Source organism: Collinsella sp. CLA-ER-H11 (assembly GCF_040092445.1).
Lineage (GTDB): Bacteria > Actinomycetota > Coriobacteriia > Coriobacteriales > Coriobacteriaceae > Collinsella.
Window position 1 is genome coordinate 53,585 of record NZ_JBBNLN010000009.1, and the last position, 20,275, is coordinate 73,859.

Genomic DNA, 20,275 nt, shown 5'->3' on the forward strand with positions numbered 1-20,275 from the left:
CAAAAAGAGCCGCTACCTCGAAAGGTAGCGGCTCCAAAGCTCAACTATCTGAGCATCGCGCGGGCGCGATTAGGCCTTGAGGGCCTCCTCGACGGCGACAGCGCAGGCGACGGTGGCACCGACCATGGGGTTGTTGCCCATGCCGATGAGACCCATCATGTCGACGTGCGCAGGCACGGAGGAAGAACCGGCGAACTGGGCGTCGGAGTGCATGCGGCCCATGGTGTCGGTCATGCCGTAAGAGGCAGGGCCGGCGCCCATGTTGTCCGGGTGCAGGGTACGGCCAGTGCCGCCACCAGAAGCGACGGAGAAGTACTTCTTGCCAGCCTCGAGGCGCTCCTTCTTGTAGGTGCCAGCGACGGGGTGCTGGAAGCGCGTGGGGTTGGTGGAGTTACCGGTGATCGAGATGTCGACGTTCTCGTGCCACATGATGGCAACGCCCTCGCGGACGTCGTCGGCGCCGTAGCAGTTGACGGCGGCGCGGGGACCGTCGGAGTAGGGGATGGTCTCGACGACCTTGAGCTCGCCCGTGAAGTAGTCGAACTGGGTCTTCACGTAGGTGAAGCCGTTGATGCGGGCGATGATCTGAGCAGCGTCCTTGCCCAGACCGTTGAGGATGACACGCAGCGGCTTCTTGCGAGCCTTGTTGGCGTTCAGAGCCAGGCCGATAGCACCCTCAGCGGCAGCGAAGGACTCGTGACCGGCCAGGAAGGCGAAGCACTCGGTGTCGTCGGAGAGCAGCATAGCGCCCAGGTTACCGTGGCCCAGACCGACCTTGCGGTCCTCGGCGACGGAGCCGGGAACGGTGAAGGCCTGGATGCCCTCGCCGATGATGGCGGCAGCCTCAGAAGCGGACTTGGCGCCACGCTTGACAGCGAGAGCGCAACCGAGGGTGTAGGCCCACTCGGCATTCTGGAAGGCGATGGACTGGGTGTTGTTGACGATCTCACGCGGGTTGAAGCCCTTGTCGGTGCAGATCTGCAGAGCTTCCTCGAGGGAGGCGATGCCGTTGTCGGCGAGGCACTTGTTGATCTTGTCAGCGCGGCGCTCGTAACCTTCGAACGTAACAGTCATAGTTATTTCCCTCCCTTTCTACTCGTGAACCGGGAACACGCTGGCGACGGAGTGAGTCTCCTCGTCGGTGCGCGGGTCGATGTACTTGGCAGCGTTCTCCCACTGACCATAGTGGCCCATAGCGCCAGCGATGGCCTCCTCGGGGGTCTTGCCGGCCTTGACGGCGTCGGTGAACTTGCCGAGGTTCAGGAACTCGAATGCGATGATCTCGTTCTTGTCGTTGAGAGCCATGCGGGTGACGTAGCCCTGAGCGAGCTCGAGGTAACGGGCGCCCTTGGCCTTGGTGCCGAACATGGTGCCGACCTGAGAGCGAAGGCCCTTGCCGAGGTCGTCGAGGGAGGCGCCCACGGGCAGGCCGCCCTCGGAGAACGCGGTCTGGCTGCGGCCGTAAACGATCTGCAGGAAGATCTCGCGCATAGCAACGTTGATGGCGTCGCAGACGAGGTCGGTGTTGAGGGCCTCGAGGATGGTCTTACCGGGAAGGATCTCGGAAGCCATGGCGGCAGAGTGGGTCATGCCCGAGCAGCCGATGGTCTCAACGAGGGCCTCCTCGATGATGCCGTCCTTGACGTTCAGCGTGAGCTTGCAGGCGCCCTGCTGAGGTGCGCACCAACCCACACCGTGCGTAAGACCGGAGATGTCGGAAATCTCCTTAGCCTGGACCCACTTGCCCTCCTCGGGGATGGGTGCGGGGCCGTGGTATGCACCCTTGGCAACGGGGCACATGTTCTCCACTTCCTGTGAGTACTGCATGCCTCTCCTCTCTATCGTGTTGGCGTCCCGTCTGGGGGTCGTGGCTGGCGATTGCCGGGCGACCCTTCGAAAGGGACATGACATGCAGCCCCTATAATACCGCGAAATGCACGGAATATTCGGCGAACGGCTCAGTTTTCGTAGCGAGAAGTCCGGAAGTTTTAATTGAAACGGTTTAACTCTATGTTCTGTGGTCGCGAACTTCCGTAGAGGGGGTCCGTCTTGGGCAAGCTATTGGTCAGCTCTTGTAAGCATTGCGGGGGTTGACCTGTTGCAACGGTGCCGTTCGCCGCCTGATTACTGCCTTTGGCCGCGCGAGTGTATTGTTTTGCGTGAATGTTTTGATGGCACGCTTCAATCGTGCTGTATTGGATGGCAAGCAGATCCCGGCGAAGGGAGCGCCATGCAGCGCGTTTGGAGAACGGTTACCGGCTTTTACCATGTCTGTGCCCGCGGTACGGGCAAGCGGCTCATCTTTGAGGGCGATGACGACCGGTGGGAGTTTTTGGAGCTGATGCGCGAGTGCTGCCGCGAGGAGGGCGTGACGGTTATCGCCTGGTGCCTTATGGGCAATCACGTGCATTTGGTGCTTGCAGATTACGAGGACAGGATGAGCGCGGCGATGCACCGGCTGCTTTTGACGTACGCGCGGCGGTTCAATAAACGCACGGGGCGCACAGGCCATCTGTTCCAGAACCGTTTTGACCGGCGTTCGCTCGATACCGATTGGCAGGTGATGGAGGCTATTCGCTCCGTACACGCCGATCCGCAGGAGGTGGGCATCAGTCTCATTGAGCGTTATCCCTGGAGCAGCTTTCCGGAGCATTTGTGCGCTTACGACGGTGACGCGGCCGATGTCGCGAGGGGATTTTCTGATCCTTCTTGCGTGCTTGAGCTTTTTGGTTCTGCCGAGGGCTTTATTGCCTATTCGCTTTCGACGCCCGACGGCGGCGAACCGGCGCTGCGCGATATGAAAGAGACAGAGTGGGAACGCCACGCCTTTGCCGACAAGTTGGCGAAAAGCCTCGGGGCTCCGCTCCATGGGGTTAAAGACGCACCGCCTGCGCAGCGCGATACCGTTATTTTTGGATTGCACGATGCCGGTTTTACGGTGCGCCAGATTGAGCGGTATACCGGGATTGGCAAAAGTACCGTCTCTCGTATCGTGCGCGCTTATGCGCGGGTGAAGGCACAGACTGAGCTCTCGGAATAGAAAATGGCCGAACCACTCTTGTCAAGCGATCCGGCCAACAAAAATCTTAAGATTTGGGACAAGTACTACTGATTATTTCGCCCCTCGAGCATGCCGTCGAGGGTGCGCCAGGCGAGCTCGGCGCATTTGACGCGGGCGGGCATGTGCGAGATGTCCTGGAGCTGGGCGGCTTCGTCCAGGTCTTCCAGGTCCTCCTCGGAGAGCTTCTCGCCGCGGATCATGGCGAGGAAGAGCTCTGCCAGGCGGCGAGCTTCCTCGACGGTCTCGCCGGTGATGAGATCGGCCATGATGTCGGCACTGGCCTGGCTGATGGCGCAGCCGTGGCCGGTAAAGGAGGCCTCCTCGATCACGTTGTTCTCGACACGCAGCTGCAGAGTGAGCTCGTCTCCGCAGCTGGGGTTGATGCCGTCGTGCTCGTGCGTGGGAGCATCCATCTCGTACTTGTAGTCGGGGTGCGAGTTGTGCTCCATAAATGTGGTGGAGGTGTACAGATTACCCATTGAACGTGCTCCAAACGTGATGCAGGCCGGCGATGAACTTGTCAATGTCGGCCTTGTCGTTGTAGAAGGCCACGCTGGCGCGGCAGCAGGCAAGGTTCTCGACGCCCAGCCAGGTGAGCAGCGGCTGTGCACAGTGGTGACCGGCGCGGATGCAGACGCCGTCCATGTCCATGATGCTCGCGACGTCGTGCGGGTGGATGCCGCGGACGTTAAAGCTCACAACGCCGTGGTGGTTGTCCCAATAGATGGAGCCGATGATCTGGACAAAGTCGAGCTGCATGAGCTCGCCCATCAGGTAGTGGACGAGTGCCTGCTCGCGTGCCTGGATGTTCTCGTAACCCACCGTGTTGACCAGGTAGTCGAGTGCCGCACCCGTGGCGAAGATGCCGGCGGCGTCCTGCGTGCCGGCCTCGAATTTCTCGGGAACGGGCGCCCAGACGGCGTCCTGCTCGGTAACAGAGTCGATCATCTCGCCGCCGGTGAGCATGGGCGGCATGGCGTTGAACAGGTCCATCTTGCCCCACAGCACGCCGATGCCCATGGGGCCCATGGCCTTGTGCGCGCTAAAGGCAAAGAAGTCGGCGCCCAGGTCGGCCACATCGACCGGCATGTGCGGCAGCGACTGCGCGCCGTCGACGACCAGATAGCCGCCGTACTTGTGCACGAGCTTGCCGAGGTTCTTGACCGGGTTCTCGACGCCCAGCACGTTGGAGACCTGACCCACGGCCAGAATCTTGGTCTTGGGACCCACCTTGGCCAGGACCTCCTCGGTGGTGAGCTGGCCGGTCTTGGTGGGATAGAGGTAGACGAGCTTGGCACCGGTCTCGCGGCAGACCTGCTGCCACGGAATCAGGTTGGAGTGGTGCTCCATGATGGTGATGACGACCTCGTCGCCGGGCTCCAGCACCGTGGGCGCAAAGCTCTTAGCGACCAGGTTGAGCGACTCGCTGGTGTTGCGGGTGAAGACGACTTCGTTGGCCTGGGCGGCGCCGATGAGGTCGGCGATCTGCTGGCGGACCTTGGCGATGGCATCGGTGGCCTCGACGGACAGCGAATACAGGCCGCGCAGGGGGTTGGCGTTCATGCGCTGGTAGAAGTCGCGCTCGGCGTCGAGCACGCAGGCGGGGCGCTGCGCGGTGGCGGCGCTATCGAGGAAGGCGATCTCGGGGTGTTGCTGGAACAGCGGGAACTGTGCCTTGTATGGATTAGTCTCGATGTCGACGGTGGGCCAGCCGCGCGAGGCCTCGTCGCTGGCGTCGAGCTCCATGGGCTCGGGGGCGGTGCAGGTATCGCATTTAACGTGCTCGGTATCGATCATGCGAGCTCCTCTTCAAAGTTATCGATCAGGTTGTTGCCCAGGCGGACGACGGCAGCGCGGGTGCGCTCATCGGTGGCGGAAAGCGCGGCGTCCTCCAGCTTGGCGCGGATGAACAGATCCTCGGCGGCGTTTTGGTCAAGGCCGCGGCAGGCGAGGTAGAACAGCTGCTCGTCGCGGACGTGGCCGATGGTGGCGCCGTGGTTGCCGGCGACGTCGTCCTCGTCGCACAGGATGACGGGGACGGTCTTGTTGTCGACGCCCTTGTTGGCGAGCAGCACGGTCTCGCGCTCGGTGCCGGTTGCGCCCTTGCAACCGTGCACGAGGTCGATGGTGCCGCGGTAGACCTTCTTGGACGTGCCGGTCAGCACGCCGTTGGCGTCGATCTCGCACTCGGTCTTGCGGCCGCGGTGGCGCAACTCGTAGTTAAAGTCGCGCACCTGCTCGCGGGCGCCCAGGTAATCGGTATCGATGGTCACCTTGGCGGTGTCGCCCAGCAGGTCGCCGGCAAGGCCGGTGGCGCTGGCGCCGGCACCCAGGACGGTGTGCTGCACGTTGACGCGCGCGCCCTCGTCCAGGAACAGGCCGGTGTCGTCGAGCGCGATCCAGCTGTCGTCGAGCGTCTGCGTGCAGGTCGCATTGACGGTGGCGTACTCGTGGGCGCACACGCGCAGCACGGAGCCCACGACGCCCTCGCCGGTAACGGGGGAGTCCAGGGCGATCTGCAAGTCGAGCGTTGCCTGCGGGCGGGCGACGACATCGATGGCGGCAATCGCAGCCGCTGCGTCGACGCCACTCACGCGCACGGTAGCCGTGACGTGCTTGTATGCGGGCACATCGATGACGATGCGCTTGGTAGCGTGGTCGGTCAAGTAGGTGTAGGCAGCCTCGCCCATGCCGGTCTCGAATGCCTCGGCGGGGGAAAGTTCCTCCTCGAGCTTGATGGCGCCGGCCTGGTAGACGGAGGTAGCGGGCACGTCGAGCTCGGTCTCGGGCGTGATGCGGGCGCGATCGGCGGCATCACCGGGGGCAGCGGCACGGCGCTCGGGGAAGCGCTCGGCCATGGCTTCCATGGCGGCGTCGAAGGCGTCGGCCGTGCCGGCAAACTGCTCGTCCAGGCCCTCGACCTCAACGGCCTCGGCGGGAGCGGTGACAAGCTCGTCAGAGAGCTCGAGCTTGGTCTGGTTCATCTTGAGCCAACCCCAAGTGGCAGCCGGCATCGCATTGACCTGCTCAAGGGCGGTAGCAGCGGTGTTCGTGGTCTGTTCCATTATCCGATCGCTCCTTCCATCTCGAGCTTGATCAGGTTGTTCATCTCGACGGCGTACTCAAGCGGTAGCTCCTTGGAGACCGGGTTGGCAAAGCCGTTGACGATCATGGTGCGAGCCTCTTCCTCCGGGATACCGCGGCTCATCAGGTAGAACACCTTGTCGTCGCCGATACGTCCGATGGTGGCCTCGTGGCCGATGTCGACGTTCTTGGCGCGGATGTCCATGGCCGGGATGGTGTCGGAGCGGCTCTGGTCGTCGAGCATCAGCGACTGGCAGCTCACGGTTGCCTTGGAGCCCTCGGCCTTGGGCGTGGCAACGATAGAGCTGCGGAACGTCTGGATGCCGCCGCTCTTGGAGATGCCCTTGGTCTCGACGGTTGCCGAGGTCTCGGGCGCGTTGAGCACGACCTTGCAGCCGGTGTCGAGGTTCTGCCCGGCGCCGGCAAAGGTGATGCCGGTAAAGCTCGAGCGGGCGCGACGGCCGTTGAGCACGCTCATGGGGTAGAGGTAACCCACGTGGCTACCGAAGGAGCCGCTGATCCACTCGATGTCGCCGTCCTCGTCCACGCGCGCACGCTTGGTGTTGAGGTTGTACATGTTCTTGGACCAGTTCTCGATGGTCGAGTAGCGCAGGTGCGCACGCTTGCCCACAAAGAGCTCGACGGCGCCGGCGTGGAGGTTGGCTACGTTGTACTTGGGCGCGGAGCAACCCTCGATAAAGTGCAGGTCGGCGTCGTCCTCGACGATGATGAGCGTGTGCTCAAACTGGCCGGCGCCCTTGGCGTTAAGACGGAAGTAGCTCTGCAGCGGGAAGTCGAGCTTGGTGCCCTTGGGCACGTAGACAAACGAGCCGCCCGACCATACGGCGCCGTGCAGGGCCGCAAACTTGTGGTCGGTGGGCGGGATGAGCGTCATAAACTTCTCGTGGATGAGCGGTTCCCACTGCGGGTCGTGCAGGGCCTCCTCGATGCCGGAGTAGACGATGCCCATCTTAGACGCTGTGTCCTGCATGTTGTGGTAGACGAGCTCGGAGTCGTACTGCGCGCCGACGCCCGCCAGGTAGCTGCGCTCGGCCTCGGGGATGCCCAGGCGCTCAAAGGTGTTCTTGATGTCGTCGGGCACAGACTCCCAGTCGTGTTTTTGGTCGGTGTTGGGCTTGACGTAGGTGACGATGTTGTCCATGTCCAAGCCTTCGATGGAGGGGCCCCACGTCGGATCCGGGAAGCGGTTGAAAATCTCGAGGGACTTTAAGCGCAGGTCGAGCATCCACTGCGGCTCGTCCTTCTTGGCGCTGATCTCGCGCACGATGTCGGGCGTGATGCCGGCGTCGAGGCGCTCGAATCCCTCCTCGCCATAGGTGAAGTCGTAGAGGCTGCGGTCGATGTCCGCGACCTCGGTGCGGTTCTTGGTCATTGCGTCGCCCCTTTACGCCTGCTGCTCGGCAGCGGCGGACTCGGCCTGGGCGCGCTGCTCGGCGGCCTCGCGCTCGAAGGTCTCAAAGCCGTTCTTGTCGATCCAGGGGATGAGCGAGGCGTCGTCCTCGCGCACGATGCGACCCTTGACCATAACGTGGACGCGGTCGACATCCAAGTGCTCCAGGATGCGCGTGTTGTGCGTGATAATGAGCATGGAGCCGTCGCAGCTCTTGCGGTAGGCGTCCATGCCGTGGCTGACGGTGGAAAGCGCGTCGACGTCCAGGCCCGAGTCGGTCTCGTCGAGGATGGCGAGCTTGGGCTGCAGCAACAGGAGCTGGAGCATCTCGACCTTCTTCTTCTCGCCGCCCGAGAAGCCCACGCCCAGCTCGCGGTTGAGGTAGGCGGTATCCATGTTGAGCTCGGCCGCGAGCTCCTTGACGCGACGGCGGAACTCCTTGCCCTTCATCTCCAGGCCGGGGCGGCCGGCGATGCTGGCGCGCAAAAAGCTCGATAGCGGCACGCCTGGGATCTCGACCGGAGCCTGGAAGCTCAGGAACAGGCCGGCGCGCGAACGCTTGTCGGTGGTGAGCTCGGTGATGTCCTGGCCGTCAAAGACGATGCGGCCGTCGTTGACCGTGTAGACGGGGTCGCCCATGACCAGGTGGCCGAGGGTGGACTTGCCGGCGCCGTTGGGTCCCATCAGCACGTGGGTCTCGCCGGCGGCGACGTTGAGGTTGACGTTGTGGAGGATGGTCTTCTCGTCCACGGAGGCGGTCAGACCTTCGATGGAAAGCAGCGGATTTGCGCTCATGCTGTCCCTCTCTGTATATGGTGTACTCATAGGTGTACTAAACCCTAGGAATCTTCTCGGAATAAAGTTACTATGGGTTCGGCGTTAGTCAAGGGAAAACCCGACTAATCCACTCGACTTTTCAAATTCTGGGACAAAATAACCTGTTGTGTTTGTCCCATTTACTTAAGATTTGGGACAAACAAACCTGGTTATGTTGTCCCAGATGCGATGGGAGGGTAGGTATGCTCATTTCTTCCAAGGGCCGCTATGCCCTCCGGCTGATGATCTATATCGCGGCGCTGGGCGACGCCGAGGGCAAGATTGCCCTGCGCGAGGTTGCCGACCGCGAGCATATCTCACAAAAGTATTTGGAGCAGCTGGTTCGTCCGCTTATGAAGGCGGGCCTGCTTAAGAGCGTGCGCGGCAAGGGCGGCGGCTACATGATGGCCAAGGATCCAGCCGAGGTGCGTGCCGGCGACATCCTGCGCGCTGTCGAGGGCAGCACGGCTCCGGTGGCGTGCGATGGTATCGACAACAGCTGCACCCGCAGCGATCTTTGCTCGACCGTCAAGTTCTGGCGCGGCCTGGACGACGTGATCGAAAAGTACGTCGACGGCGTGACGTTGGCCGACCTGGCCGCCGTTCCCGAGATCAACTTTGACATTAAGCTGTAGGTTGAGCGCAATTCCTTAAGATTTCGCGGAGGGTTGTTGCCGTTTACCGAGGGGTTGTTGTGTAACAACGGGCGAGCTGCAATACTAACTTTTATCTTTGCAAACTGAACTTTAACTACACCAATGCAGGGAGGATCTTATGCAGCCCAAGCATTCTGCTATTGTCGCGGGCCTGACGCTGGCGCTTTCGTTTGGCGCCGTTTCCGCGCCGGCACCCGCCGCTGCCGAGGAGCCCACGCCGGGCATTGCCTCGGATGCCACCGATATCGATAAGGGTCTCTACACCCAGCAGTCCTTCTCGGGCGTGCTGAGGTCGGTCCAGGGCGTTTCGTTTGTCAACGTGACTCCCGAGATGAAGTACTTTACCAAGTACGAGAGCCATGGTAACTACAACCAGGGATTTTCGTATGGTGACGGCTATAACGCACTGGGTTACTATCAGTTTGATCGCCGCTGGTCGCTCATTCCGTTTATGAAGCAGGTTTACAACTACGATTCTGCCAAGTACAGCATGCTCAAGGATGCGATTGATCGCGGCAGCGAGATTTCCAACACGAGCAATGCCATGTACGAGAACGGCCAGCTCACCGAGTTGGGCCGTATTGCGCAGGAGGCCTTCCAGGGTGCTTACAACACCGATCCTGTTGAGTTCTCAGCACTTCAAGATGCTTATGCGTACAACTCGTACTATGCGGTGACCGAGGCGTGGCTCAAGAGCGGCCTGGGTATTGATATTTCGGGCCGCGCTGACTGCGTCAAGGGCATGGTGTGGAGCATTACCAACATGTGCGGCACTGGTGGCTGCAGGGACTTTTTCCGCTGGGCGAATCTTTCCAACGATATGTCCGATCGCGAGTTTGTGACGGCGCTTTCCAATAGCGTAGTCAACAATGTCGCCACTAAGTTTTCGAGTCAGCCCCAGTATCATGAGGGCTGGAAGAACCGCTACCGCAACGAGCTAAAGGACTGCTTGGTTTATATCGCTGAGGACGAGGCTGCCGCCGCGACGCCCGTGCAGCCCGAGCCCACGCCGGCGCCCTCGCCGACGCCTGATTCGAATGACGGCTCGAGTGACGATGCCAACGATGACAGGATGGATGCGCCCTCGACCGATGCTGACGGTAATGGCTCTGCTGGTGGCACTATCAACGACGGTTCCACCTCGAACGGCTCCGATTCGAACGGCTCTGCTGCGGGCGATTCGTCTTCAAGCTCTGCCGGCAATACGGACAGCGATGCTTCTGGTTCGACCGACGCTGACACCTCTAACTCATCCACCGGCTCGAGCGATTCGTCCGTTGGCACCGGCTCTAACAATGGCTCCGGCTCTGAAGCAACCCCTGATTCCGATGCTTCCAAGGACGACTCGAATAAGGCGCCGGACACTCCCATTGCTTCGCCGGACAAGAAGCCTTCTTTCTCCGAGCAGCTTGGTTCTACGCTGGGTTCTTCGCTGATGGCTGGCGTCAATAACGGCTCGGCCCAGAACAAGGACAACTCTGATCAGGCTTCCACGGAAAAGACCGAAGCCGCAAAGGGCGACTCCAAGGACAAGGCTTCCGAGATGACCGAATTCGATAAGGGTTCTAGCTCTGAGGAGAAGAACGAGAAGTCCGCTCAGAAGAAGGACGAGGGTAAGAAGCCTGAACCTGAGGAGAAGGACAAGAGCAAGGACAAGACCGAGGACGGAAAGCAGCAGGGCGAGGACAGCGGTAAGAGCGGTGCTGACAACCAGGTCCAGGAGCAAAATGACTCCAAAACGGTGACCACCACGACCACGACGACTACAGCTACCAAGTCCTCGGGCGGCAACATGCCCAAGACGGGCGATCTGATTGTGATGGCGAGCCTTGCCAGCGCGAGCTTGGCCACACTGGGCGCTACGTCTATCGTAAGTGGTAAGCATAAGCTCGATCAGCAGAAGAAAGCTTCTGGGGAGGGCAGCTCGGAGGAGTAGCCTCTCGGTTGCTAGATAACTAAAGAGTTGGGACGGGGTCCGGTGCGAATGCATCGGGCCCCGTTTTTTGTTGTGCAACGATTAGTTGTACCCCCTCACACCTCTTGTTGCTACCGTTGCCCGATATGTTCGCGCGGCGACATCGGTACGCGCGAGGCGGTCATTACAATTGGCATCGTGTTGCGATTTAGGGGGAACGTTTTGGTGTCTGAACAGGCAAATAATGGTTGTGCTGCCGGCTTTGGCGTGCGTTTGATTGGCTGTGATGACGATGCGATTTTGCCCATTGGCATGCACGACTATGCGGAAGCTCTTGGTTGCTTCATGCTGGTCGACAAGACCATGTTTATTGCCGATGTGTTGGACTGCGACGCGTCCGTTGTGGTGTGCTGTCGACCCGAGGGTTTTGGCAAGAGCATGAACTTGTCGATGCTCAGGGCTTTTCTGGAGCGTCCTGCGGTCGGTCGCGCCGGTCGGAGCTCGTTTGCCGATGCTCAGATTTGGGATGCGGACGGCGGACGTTATCGGGATGAGTACGCTTGCTATCCGGTGATATCGCTGGACTTTTCTGGCGCTGCGAGGCGTGGCGCCGCTGTTGCCGGCGTCGTGCGCGATGCCCTTTCGGGCGAGTGCGCCCGCCTGCTGGCGCTTTTGGAGGCTCCGGATTTAGCTCGAGACAAGGTGCGTCACATCGAACGTGTTGCGCGTGGCGCGGCGGGCGAGGACGAGGTCGCCTCGGTACTTGGCGTGCTCATTGAGCTGCTGGAGATGGCCTGCGATGAGCAGGTTGTATTGCTCGTTGATGGGTACGACGTGGCGTGGTTGGGCCGTGCGAGCGCGAGGGTCGCTTCCGGCGCCGATCCGGCAGGGCTATTCGATCGCGTGCTGTTCGACGCCATTGCCACTGCGCGCGATTCGTTGCGGCTGACGTGTCTGATGGGGGAGTGTCCCGGCCCTGCTGAAGCGGCGCTTTCTTCGCGCGGCTGCTCGTATTGTCTGACGACGCCGCTGTCGGCGTGGTGTGACCGATGTTTCGGTTTTTCGGACGCCGAGGTCCAGGCTCTGTTGAATCATGCTGGGCGCGAGGGATACCTGGATGATGCGCGTGAATGGCTCGAGGGATATCGGTTTGGTAGGGTCTATTGCTCGAGTCCAGCGCGTGTGAACGGGTTTCTGGACCGAGGTTGCACGGCGCCTGTGCGCGCCGATCTGTATGGGTATGCGGATTGCCTGAGTAGGGTAGTTGCCGGGTGGAATCTCGACCGCCTTTCGGTCTTGTTTGATTTGCTCGAGGCCCATGGGTGCGCTGAGGTCCCGCTTTGTTTGGGCACTGCAGAGCCAGATGTCTCGCCTGACGATGGCATGTGGACAGCGCTGTATCTGTCCGGTTTTCTCACGACGGATATGACTGAGGAGCCAGAACATGGCGATCGCCTCCGTGCTTTGCGATTGCCCAATAACGAGCTTCGACAGGCCTTGCGTCTAGTGATTGTTGAGTGGTTTGAGTGCGCTGCCGAAGACATTCGAGACGTCGATGCGTTTCGCGACGGGCTGTGCCGTGGGGATGAGGATGCGGTGAGGCGGGCGCTAAGCCGCATCCTGGGTGATGCGGGAATCGGTGAGACCGACCTAGATACGCCGCTGCCATATCATCTGCTCTTGCAGGGGCTCTGCTTTGGCTTGCCGGGCTATGCCAATCCTGCCTCGAGGCGAAAGTGTGGCGCGGGTCGCTGGGACATCCAGGTTTTCCCTACGGGTGCTGTGTTCGACATAGCAGACACGATTGGCATGCTGGACGAGCGCCCGCTGATAACGATTAACTTGATGTATGACCCCGATGTGGATGCGCTGGGCCTGGAATTGCTGGCCGTGCAGTCGCTACTCGACATAGAGCGCGGCGGCATCGACGAAATCCGTGTACCGCGCCCCGGCGTGGGTCGCATGCGCTGGGGGTTCGGTTTTGATGGGCAGCATGTGGCTACGGTGTGCCAGCTGCTTTAAGCGCCGAGGTGTTTCCGGCTTCCGTTACTCCGCGTCCTTCAGGGGCGGCATGGGCTTCCAGTTGGGATCCTTGATGATCTTGCGGGCGTCCTTCATACCTCGGCGCAGCGCCGGAATGCCGGTCTTAAAGCACTTGTCGACCGCGGCCAGGCGAATGAATTCCTTGCAGAAGGTCGCGGCGTTGCCCAGACGGAACAGCATAGGGTGGTAGTCGCCGTAGATCTGCATGTAGCGGGCCAGATAACCGCGGTTGCGCATGATGTAGTAACGGTTGGTGTCGCTCGTGGAGTTGAGCTGGCGCTTGCCGGCGATATCCCAGTTAGAGACGGCGCGGGCGCGCTTGAGCACCACGTCGGCAACAACGGCGGCGGGGAAGTGTTGGCTGGCCACGTAACCATAGCAGGCATCGTCGCCGTAGATGAAGAATCGCGCATCCGGCAGGCCGATCTTGTCGACCACGCGGCGCGAGAACAGGCCGCCCTCAAAGCACAGCTGGTTCATGGCGCGGTAGCCCTCGGGTCCCAGGTTCCACTTGGCGACAGGGTTGGGAATGCCGAGCGAAAGGATGAGCTGGTACTGCCAAAAGAAAGCGCCGCCGTCAAAGTCCAGGCGCGAACCCTGGATGACATCGTAGCGGTCGGTCCACTTGGCAAGACGCTCGATGCCTTCGGGGATGACGAGCACGTCGTCGTCCATCACCCAGAACCACTGGGCGCCCAGGTCATAGGCGCATTTGGTGCCGGCGGAAAATCCGCCCGCGCCGCCACCGTTTTCAACCTGCGGCGCGTAGATAACGCGGTCGGTGCCGCCCTGCGCGTCAGGTTGCTCGGTGTCGATGCCCCACAGGTTGGCCAGGCGCTCGTTGAATGCGGTGCACATGGCCTCGGTCTCGCGTGAATTCTCGTTATCGACAATCACGATGCGCCAGGGCGTTGCCGTGAGCTCGGTCATGGAGTCGAACAAATTGGCCAGGAGTTCCTGGCGTTTGTATGTAACGACGACGATGGCGAGCTTATCGATGGGGGCGGGGAGGGTTGAAGGCATGAACGAGAATATCCTTTCGCGTGGGCAGCATATCGGCCCTGCGGAATAAACAGCGTGTCCCATGGGACACGTCTATTGTAAGCGTAGGCGGGCGCCCGCGGGTAATGTTCCGCTAATCACCAAGAACGTTTGCTACAAGCCTGGTTGACGTGTGTGCGTGACGAGATTGCAGGCGCGCATTGTGGTATTACATAGGTGCCGATTCCTGTAGACGCGATCTTTCTGTTTGGATGCCCTGTGAATAAAACTCGTTTAGCTTCCTTTGCCGATAGCCTTCCCGTCAAGGCCATGTTGCTGTTTTTGGTTCTTCAGGTTGCATTTGTCCTGAGCAATACCGCGGCGAATTGCCTGCCGAGGCCCGCTATCGAGTCGCATGCACAGGGTTCGGAGTCTTCGGCCCTGTTGACTGACATGTATGTCTACGACCACCGTGTTGCAGCTGGTCCTGTTTGCTTTGATAACAATCGTTTTGTCATTGAAGTCGCACATTAAAAGGACCAAGGTTCTCCGTTTAAGACGATGGCTGTTGCCGAGATCGATGACGTTACGAAAGCCGGCGGGATTACGCACCAGCAGTACTACCGGTATTGGCACGGATGGCAGCTACTTACGAATGTCTGCCTGCTTATTGGCGGTATCGACGTTGTCGTGGCGCCCGCAGCTGCTCTGGCGATTGCCGGCTCCGCTTGCGCTTACGTTGCCTTGCGGAAGCGGTTTTCAAAACCATTGACGTTGGGTTTCCTTGCAATCCTGTTGTTCTCGACAAATCTGTTTTTCAATTTTATCGGTGATCTACTGCTGTGCATCTCGTTCTTTGTTGCGCTCATCATGATGTCTTGCATGAGTCTTCGTTTGGGGTCGGCTCCGAACGCACGGGCTTTTACAAGCCGTCTTGTCCTTTGGTCGATTGCGACGGGGACCGTGTTTTCGTTTCTTGACTTTTTAACGATTCCTGCCGCAGTTGTCGCCCTGCATTGCTTTTTCGCCTTCATTGCGCTTCCCAAGGGTGAGCGCTCCAAGCGCTGCGTCGTCACGATGCTGCAGGCGCTCTTTGGGTTTGGGTTTTCGTTTGTGTTTACCTGGGCGATGAAATGGGTTGTCGCGGCGTTTGTGCTGGGCTGGAACGAGGTCTTTTCGAACGTTCTGGGCGAGATGGGCCTTTGGTCTGCGCATGGGACTTCGTCACTGTTGCCCCAGGCTGACTGGCCTCAGATTTTGAAGGAGTTTTATAGCATGAGCCCGCAGCTGTTCGCCATTTGCTCAACTGCTGGTTATGCGATGATCTCGAACGTTGTTTGTCTTGTTTCGTTTGCTGCCGTATTGGCGATTTGGATTGCCGTGCTCGTTTGCTCGATACGGGGCGGAGCGCAAGGTGGTCGTCGTCGCAAGATGTTGATCCAGTCACTGCTCATGGCGCTGCCTCTGGTGGTTGTTCTGGGTTATTTCGTTGTTATGCATGACCATGCAATCGTTCATATTCCGGTATTTGGCTGCAAGAACTGGGCGATTGTCTTTGCGATTTTATTTGCTTCTGGTGTAAGCGCGCTTCGTGGTCTGAGGAGTCAGAAGGTCGCTTAGCCTTTCATGTGGGCCTTGATGGTCGCGACTACGGCCCTGCGCACGATATCCACGAGGAGCAGGGAAAGCGCGAGGCAAAGGCTCATAAGGATTCCGAGCAAAATGGCGCCGGCTGGACGGGGCTCTCCCGTTTGGATGCCTGTCGCCATGGTGTAGATCGCTTTGTCGAAGATGGGTCGCCAGACGTTGCAGGTGAACGACTGTACGGCGTAGAAAGCGAGCGTTCCTGCGGCGAGAGTCACGATTGTCTTGTCTGCAGTTGGGACTTCGTGGCGTGGCTGATGGAGCGCTGCGGCGGCAACGGATGCAACGGCTAAGATGAAGGATATGACGGAAGTTGACTTGTAGGAGAGCTTCCAGAGCGCGTCGTACTGGCTGTTTGTCGATAGCAGGAGCTCGAGCGTGACGGTGGCGGCAATAAGTCCGATAAGCACGATCTTGGATTTCTGAGAGCCGGATGCGTTGCCGAGGTATTCGAGGACAAACCGCATTTCTCCAGCTGCAATAAACGCGACCAGGTAGGTAACGGCGCTCATGAGCTTGCGCCACAAAACGACACCGGCAGCTCCGTTTACCGTCGCCGCGATGTAGCAGTTGATTCCAAATGTTGCGAGCACGAGGAGTGCTACGACAAACGGGGCCCTTATGCTGCCGATTCGCTGTCGTATCAACGCAATCACTGGGACGAGCAATACGGAGGCGGCGTAGACCCAGATAAACTCGATGCCCAGCGTAAGCCAGCCAATCTCGTGTAGCGAGATTTCGGGCAGGGGATAGACGTACATCGAGATAAGCAGGCAGGCAGCGCAATAAAAGAGCGTGGGCAAGACGATCTTCTTTAACCGCGCAAGCGATTTACGAGCGAGGTCCGGTGCGGATGACCCGTTTTGGAGGGCGCGAACTGCCGAAGGGATAAGGAAGTACCCCGAGATCATAAAAAAGACCTCGTTGGCCCAGCAGCCCAGCAGGTTGATAAAGCCGAGCGCGCCGGAGTAAGGGAAGACAGCGAGCGGCGCGTATTCCGGTAGGCCGGTGCAGACGGCTTGGAAGGTCCACTGAAACGTGTGGAATATGGCGATCCCAGCGACCGCCACCAGGCGCAGCGCTTCGATGGAGGTATTTCTGCTTGCTTTGCTGCCCATCAGACTATTTTCCAGCGCGTGCGTTGTATGAACCAAAGTGCGATGTGATCATTTTTAGAGTCTGCTTGGGGCCCTTGTTCCATACGTTATACAAGCCCTCGCCCACGAGGTCCTTGGCGTACGCGCAGTAGCTGATTTTAGGGTCGGCGATGCCCATATACTCGGCATAGAGCTTTTTGGCCACGGGGGTAACGCGAGGATTGGCAAATACCAGCTCTTGCGGCATGCGTTCGAACATCTTGTGGATCGCCCGCTCGATTTCGGGGTGCCCCTCAATTCCGGTGTGCTCAATCATGATGCCCATATAGGTGAAGCCGCGTGTGATTTGCGGTGTCCAAACGGCGGGGTCGGTGACGTTGAGCCGCTCAAGGATATCAACCATGTCGTTCCAGCGATTAAACGGCATCAGGGGATCACGCTTGGCCAGGGCGGCTGCCTTTTCGGGCGTTTCCTCGCGGTAGCAGTAATACGGCTTGGGCCAGTAAGCGATCACCTTTGCCTGGCAGAGCGTTTCGACAAGGAATGGATTGTCGGCCCAGCCCGCACCGGGGATTTCCTTAAACCAGATATTGTTTTGCATCAGGAAGTCGCGACGATAGATTGCCGACCAAATGGACGGATGATGGGCCAGCAGGTGTGGAGCGTCGTGAATGGTGAACGGTTGCCGAGGCGGTTTAATGCGACCGCGATATGCGCAATGTAGTTTGACCTCTTGGGGGGTATCGGGGTTGCGAATGATCCAATACGGGGTCTCGATAATATCGAGCTTGTTCGGATCGCCAAATTCGCGCATGGCAAAGGCAAGCATGTCGGAGTACATTCCGGGCTCGATCCAGTCATCGGGCTCGAGGATGGCAATCCAGTCGCCCTTTGCCTCGCGAATGCCCAGATTGCAGGTTGCGCCGTAACCCTGGTTTGCCTTATCGATCACTCGAGCGCGTGAGTCGCGCGCAGCGAATTCTTGCATAACGGCGAGCGAGTTATCGGTGGATCCGTCGTTGATGGCGAGGATCTCCAGCTCGATTTTGTTTTCGTTTAATAGACTGCCTATAGCCTGAGAAAGATACGGCTCGGCATTGTAAGTAGGCACGATTACGGTCAGCATTCAAACACTTTCTCTAGGCGATTTGGAAGAATTATAGCCTATTACAATGCAACGATTTCAGTTGCATCCGCCATAAAGAAACTAAAACCGTTGCAAATGAGCGAAAGCAACTAAAATAGTTGCTATAATCGCCATGAGGAAAGGAAGCCTGATGAACAATAGCTATTCGGCCCTCATGGTTGATATGAGACATTCGAGATGTCTTTCGGACAGTAGGAGGCAAAGCGCGCAGGAAGATCTTGCGAACGCTATGGACTGCACAAACGAGCTGTTTAAAACTGAGCTCGAAATGCCGCTTATGTTTAGTGCGGGCGATGAATTGCAGGGCCTATTTCGTAGTACGGCTGGCGCTTTCTTGGCATATAGATTTATCAAGATACTCGTCCAGACGGTTGATCTTAGGGGTGGTATCGGAGTTGGAGAATGGAAAACTCGGATGCAGTCTGCATTGTCGACGGAGCAAGACGGGTCGGCATACCATCGTGCACGCAGAGCAATTGCTGCGTCCGAAAAAGATAAGTACAGTAATTTGAAGATCATTGATGCTTCGGGTGTTTCGCGTGAGAAAGAGCTGTGCGCGGCGGGCTGTCTGGAAATAATCGATCGCAGAAACGAGTCGCAGCGTAATTACTGCGAGGTTGTTGAGTTGCTGCGGCCGCTAATGCTGCACGAGGGCACAGACGCGACTTTGAGCAAAAGGTATACTGAGCTCTTCGAAACACGTATAGGCAAAAAGTATGGCGCTAAAAGCAATCCGATCGATTGCGCGCCAGTGGCGTTGGGCAGCTCGCTCAACCTCAACGTAGATAGCATCAGGGCTAGTCATGTAGGGCTTGCGGGGCAAATGGGCGTTGCGATGGGGAAGACGAGGCAGGGGCTTGAGAAAAGCCTTAGACTCGCGAATGTTGTAAGAGAAAGAGAGCTGGCTGCTTTCGCCGTTCATTTCCTTAATGAGCTGGAGATGGCATGAGAGTATTCGGGTGTTTCCTTCTGTTTCATATGCTGTTCGACTTTTATTTTCAGTCGAATAAGATGGCAGGCGAGAAGGAATACAGCAGAATTGCCCTTGCCATGCACTGCTTAGTTTACGCGGCCGGCGCCGCAGCAACAGTAGCTCTTCTGTTTGAGGCGAGTGCAACCGCCATTGCTGCGTCCTTTACAGTATTTGCCCTTTCACATTGGATTATCGATGGCAGCCTGAGAAGAGCGTTTGCAGGACTTGACCTTTCGCCGGTCGGTAGTTTTCTGGCCGATCAAGTGCTGCACATTATAATTCTGCTCATATTGAGCGTTCTATGTTGCTATTTGTGGGCCATGCGGCCAATTGCTTCGAATCTCTTGGGCGCTCGTGGAGCGGAGCTCTCTTGGATTTCGACACTGTGCTTTTGTGGACGCCCTTGTAGCATTGTTATTGCAAAGGTGCTCCAATCTCTTCGAAACCCGGGTGTTGAGCAGTCGGCGGATACGACAACCGCACATTCAGGCAAGTGGATTGGAATATTTGAAAGACTGATTGTCGCGGCGCTTTCCCTGCTGAACCAATATTCGGCTATTGCATTTATTTTTACTGCAAAAAGTATCGCGCGCTTTAAGCAGCTGGAAAGTGACAAGGATTTCGCTGAGGTTTATTTGCTGGGTTCATTGGCAAGCGTGTTCTTGGCAATGGCTTCTGCGATCTTATTTAGTTATTTGTTTAGCGGCACCGCTTGTTGAAGTTATTAGAAACGTTAGATAGGTGAAGGATTGAGAGGCCGTCTATGGATGTCCTATCTGTTGAATTCCATCGGGAACTTATTAATAAATTAAAGCTGTGCATACATCGCTTGACTATGCGGCCGGGCTTATTTCGCGGCGATTATTGCGATTCCTTTGATGGGTTCCTTGCTGGAGAGGCGGTATCGTTTCTTTACGTTCGTGATCCGGGTCCGTTGCAAGACATGCTGGAGACTGATTTTATCGACGTGTTTCTTTATGAAAGCGATATTCGTAATTGCTTTTACTTCATTAGAAACGCTGGAATTAGCGCAATGCGAAAAGGGAACAAAGGCCTGTTATTCGATAAGAGCCTATCGAAGAAGGAATTCCTTGACAGTATTTATGAGCAGCTGAAGCAAATGGAAGATACTGACTGCTTCTCAAAAGACGAGGCAAGTGATCTTGTTTATGCAATAGGGAACAGTTTGATTGACAGTGAGAGTCCTTCGTTTAAAAGAGTTTTGGGTGGGCACTGATTTTTGAGCCACGCTGCTTTCAGCCGTCGGTAAACACTCATTGGCCAAATGGCAAATAGTCCATCCGGCTTGGCCCCCGTCCCCCCCCCAATCTAGTAGACTCTAAACCGTTGCTAGATTAGGGGGATTTTCCATGAGACGCTCCATGAAACGAGTTTCCGGGGCCGCCGCCGTCCTCGCGGTCGCGGCCGCCCTGGCCCTGTGCGGGCC

The 20,275-nt window shown here is 58.4% G+C and carries 19 protein-coding genes; 9 read left to right on the top strand and 10 right to left on the bottom strand.

Going from position 1 to position 20,275, the window contains the following annotated elements; genetic code table 11:
- Positions 1-69: 69 nt before the first annotated feature.
- Entirely contained in the window at positions 70-1,074 is a 1,005-nt protein-coding gene (locus tag AAAX35_RS07500) for a GGGtGRT protein (protein WP_006235553.1), read from the bottom strand.
- 18 nt (positions 1,075-1,092) lie between these two features.
- Positions 1,093-1,827: a nitrogen-fixing protein NifU gene (locus tag AAAX35_RS07505; protein ID WP_006235554.1), complete on the bottom strand. Its 735-nt coding sequence runs from the start codon at positions 1,825-1,827 to the stop codon at positions 1,093-1,095.
- Positions 1,828-2,230: 403 nt separating this feature from the next.
- Here AAAX35_RS07505 and AAAX35_RS07510 point away from each other — a divergent pair, with 403 nt between their 5' ends.
- Positions 2,231-3,040, top strand: a complete 810-nt coding sequence (locus AAAX35_RS07510) for a transposase (protein ID WP_349117229.1) — start codon at positions 2,231-2,233, stop codon at positions 3,038-3,040.
- Between the two features lie 65 nt (positions 3,041-3,105).
- Here AAAX35_RS07510 and sufU read toward each other — a convergent pair whose 3' ends face one another.
- From sufU to sufC, 5 genes are read right to left on the bottom strand one after another with little or no spacing between them, the layout of a single operon-like run.
- Positions 3,106-3,540: a Fe-S cluster assembly sulfur transfer protein SufU gene (gene sufU, locus AAAX35_RS07515; protein ID WP_138112785.1), complete on the bottom strand. Its 435-nt coding sequence runs from the start codon at positions 3,538-3,540 to the stop codon at positions 3,106-3,108.
- Positions 3,533-4,858, bottom strand: a complete 1,326-nt coding sequence (locus tag AAAX35_RS07520) for a SufS family cysteine desulfurase (protein WP_349117230.1) — start codon at positions 4,856-4,858, stop codon at positions 3,533-3,535. The genes sufU and AAAX35_RS07520 overlap by 8 nt, the downstream gene beginning before the upstream one ends.
- Positions 4,855-6,126, bottom strand: coding sequence for a SufD family Fe-S cluster assembly protein (locus AAAX35_RS07525; protein ID WP_349117231.1), 1,272 nt, complete (start codon positions 6,124-6,126; stop codon positions 4,855-4,857). Before AAAX35_RS07525 ends, AAAX35_RS07520 begins: the two co-directional genes overlap by 4 nt.
- On the bottom strand, positions 6,126-7,538 hold the full coding sequence (sufB, locus tag AAAX35_RS07530; protein WP_349117232.1) for a Fe-S cluster assembly protein SufB: 1,413 nt from the start codon (positions 7,536-7,538) through the stop codon (positions 6,126-6,128). The genes AAAX35_RS07525 and sufB overlap by 1 nt, the downstream gene beginning before the upstream one ends.
- Positions 7,539-7,550: 12 nt before the next feature.
- The gene (gene sufC / locus AAAX35_RS07535; RefSeq protein WP_349117233.1) at positions 7,551-8,351 is read right to left on the bottom strand and encodes a Fe-S cluster assembly ATPase SufC; all 801 of its coding nucleotides are present in this window, start codon (positions 8,349-8,351) and stop codon (positions 7,551-7,553) included.
- A 224-nt stretch (positions 8,352-8,575) separates the two neighbouring features.
- Between sufC and AAAX35_RS07540 the strand changes: the two genes are divergently transcribed.
- From AAAX35_RS07540 to AAAX35_RS07550, 3 genes are all read left to right on the top strand, one after another.
- Entirely contained in the window at positions 8,576-9,007 is a 432-nt protein-coding gene (locus AAAX35_RS07540; RefSeq protein WP_055310594.1) for an Rrf2 family transcriptional regulator, read from the top strand.
- A 139-nt stretch (positions 9,008-9,146) separates the two neighbouring features.
- Positions 9,147-10,964 (top strand): hypothetical protein, encoded by a 1,818-nt coding sequence (locus AAAX35_RS07545; RefSeq protein ID WP_349117234.1) that lies wholly within the window; start codon positions 9,147-9,149, stop codon positions 10,962-10,964.
- Between the two features lie 204 nt (positions 10,965-11,168).
- A complete protein-coding gene (locus tag AAAX35_RS07550; RefSeq protein ID WP_349117235.1) occupies positions 11,169-12,965 on the top strand; it encodes an AAA family ATPase in 1,797 nt (598 codons plus the stop codon).
- Positions 12,966-12,989: 24 nt separating this feature from the next.
- On the opposite strand, the gene AAAX35_RS07555 is transcribed toward AAAX35_RS07550, so the two are convergent.
- Positions 12,990-14,009: a glycosyltransferase gene (locus AAAX35_RS07555; RefSeq protein WP_349117236.1), complete on the bottom strand. Its 1,020-nt coding sequence runs from the start codon at positions 14,007-14,009 to the stop codon at positions 12,990-12,992.
- Positions 14,010-14,246: 237 nt separating this feature from the next.
- On the opposite strand from AAAX35_RS07555, the gene AAAX35_RS07560 reads away from it, so the two are divergent.
- Together AAAX35_RS07560 and AAAX35_RS07565 are read left to right on the top strand one after the other, a co-directional pair.
- Complete coding sequence (locus AAAX35_RS07560) at positions 14,247-14,501, top strand: hypothetical protein (RefSeq protein WP_349117237.1); 255 nt, start codon at positions 14,247-14,249, stop codon at positions 14,499-14,501.
- A gap of 27 nt (positions 14,502-14,528) precedes the next feature.
- Complete coding sequence (locus tag AAAX35_RS07565; RefSeq protein WP_349117238.1) at positions 14,529-15,587, top strand: hypothetical protein; 1,059 nt, start codon at positions 14,529-14,531, stop codon at positions 15,585-15,587.
- On the opposite strand, the gene AAAX35_RS07570 is transcribed toward AAAX35_RS07565, so the two are convergent.
- Complete coding sequence (locus AAAX35_RS07570) at positions 15,584-16,729, bottom strand: acyltransferase (RefSeq protein WP_349117239.1); 1,146 nt, start codon at positions 16,727-16,729, stop codon at positions 15,584-15,586. The genes AAAX35_RS07565 and AAAX35_RS07570 overlap by 4 nt on opposite strands.
- 4 nt (positions 16,730-16,733) lie before the next feature.
- Positions 16,734-17,834, bottom strand: coding sequence for a glycosyltransferase (locus AAAX35_RS07575; RefSeq protein WP_349117240.1), 1,101 nt, complete (start codon positions 17,832-17,834; stop codon positions 16,734-16,736).
- A 151-nt stretch (positions 17,835-17,985) separates the two neighbouring features.
- Here AAAX35_RS07575 and AAAX35_RS07580 point away from each other — a divergent pair, with 151 nt between their 5' ends.
- From AAAX35_RS07580 to AAAX35_RS07590, 3 genes are read left to right on the top strand one after another with little or no spacing between them, the layout of a single operon-like run.
- Positions 17,986-18,804, top strand: coding sequence for a SatD family protein (locus AAAX35_RS07580; RefSeq protein WP_346976804.1), 819 nt, complete (start codon positions 17,986-17,988; stop codon positions 18,802-18,804).
- Positions 18,801-19,547, top strand: a complete 747-nt coding sequence (locus AAAX35_RS07585; RefSeq protein ID WP_346976803.1) for a DUF3307 domain-containing protein — start codon at positions 18,801-18,803, stop codon at positions 19,545-19,547. The genes AAAX35_RS07580 and AAAX35_RS07585 overlap by 4 nt, the downstream gene beginning before the upstream one ends.
- A 44-nt stretch (positions 19,548-19,591) precedes the next feature.
- Positions 19,592-20,065, top strand: a complete 474-nt coding sequence (locus AAAX35_RS07590; RefSeq protein ID WP_349117241.1) for a hypothetical protein — start codon at positions 19,592-19,594, stop codon at positions 20,063-20,065.
- Positions 20,066-20,275: the final 210 nt, after the last annotated feature.

Excerpts from the sequence above, each read along its gene's own strand:
- AAAX35_RS07540 (WP_055310594.1), top strand. The coding sequence starts at position 8,576 with ATGCTCATTTCTTCCAAGGGCCGCTATGCCCTCCGGCTGATGATCTAT.
- AAAX35_RS07505 (WP_006235554.1), bottom strand. The coding sequence starts at position 1,827 with ATGCAGTACTCACAGGAAGTGGAGAACATGTGCCCCGTTGCCAAGGGT.
- AAAX35_RS07590 (WP_349117241.1), top strand. The coding sequence starts at position 19,592 with ATGGATGTCCTATCTGTTGAATTCCATCGGGAACTTATTAATAAATTA.
- AAAX35_RS07555 (WP_349117236.1), bottom strand. The coding sequence starts at position 14,009 with ATGCCTTCAACCCTCCCCGCCCCCATCGATAAGCTCGCCATCGTCGTC.
- AAAX35_RS07565 (WP_349117238.1), top strand. The coding sequence starts at position 14,529 with ATGGCTGTTGCCGAGATCGATGACGTTACGAAAGCCGGCGGGATTACG.
- sufU (WP_138112785.1), bottom strand. The coding sequence starts at position 3,540 with ATGGGTAATCTGTACACCTCCACCACATTTATGGAGCACAACTCGCAC.
- AAAX35_RS07545 (WP_349117234.1), top strand. The coding sequence starts at position 9,147 with ATGCAGCCCAAGCATTCTGCTATTGTCGCGGGCCTGACGCTGGCGCTT.
- AAAX35_RS07525 (WP_349117231.1), bottom strand. The coding sequence starts at position 6,126 with ATGGAACAGACCACGAACACCGCTGCTACCGCCCTTGAGCAGGTCAAT.
- sufC (WP_349117233.1), bottom strand. The coding sequence starts at position 8,351 with ATGAGCGCAAATCCGCTGCTTTCCATCGAAGGTCTGACCGCCTCCGTG.
- AAAX35_RS07500 (WP_006235553.1), bottom strand. The coding sequence starts at position 1,074 with ATGACTGTTACGTTCGAAGGTTACGAGCGCCGCGCTGACAAGATCAAC.
- sufB (WP_349117232.1), bottom strand. The coding sequence starts at position 7,538 with ATGACCAAGAACCGCACCGAGGTCGCGGACATCGACCGCAGCCTCTAC.
- AAAX35_RS07570 (WP_349117239.1), bottom strand. The coding sequence starts at position 16,729 with ATGGGCAGCAAAGCAAGCAGAAATACCTCCATCGAAGCGCTGCGCCTG.
- AAAX35_RS07510 (WP_349117229.1), top strand. The coding sequence starts at position 2,231 with ATGCAGCGCGTTTGGAGAACGGTTACCGGCTTTTACCATGTCTGTGCC.
- AAAX35_RS07585 (WP_346976803.1), top strand. The coding sequence starts at position 18,801 with ATGAGAGTATTCGGGTGTTTCCTTCTGTTTCATATGCTGTTCGACTTT.
- AAAX35_RS07520 (WP_349117230.1), bottom strand. The coding sequence starts at position 4,858 with ATGATCGATACCGAGCACGTTAAATGCGATACCTGCACCGCCCCCGAG.
- AAAX35_RS07575 (WP_349117240.1), bottom strand. The coding sequence starts at position 17,834 with ATGCTGACCGTAATCGTGCCTACTTACAATGCCGAGCCGTATCTTTCT.
- AAAX35_RS07580 (WP_346976804.1), top strand. The coding sequence starts at position 17,986 with ATGAACAATAGCTATTCGGCCCTCATGGTTGATATGAGACATTCGAGA.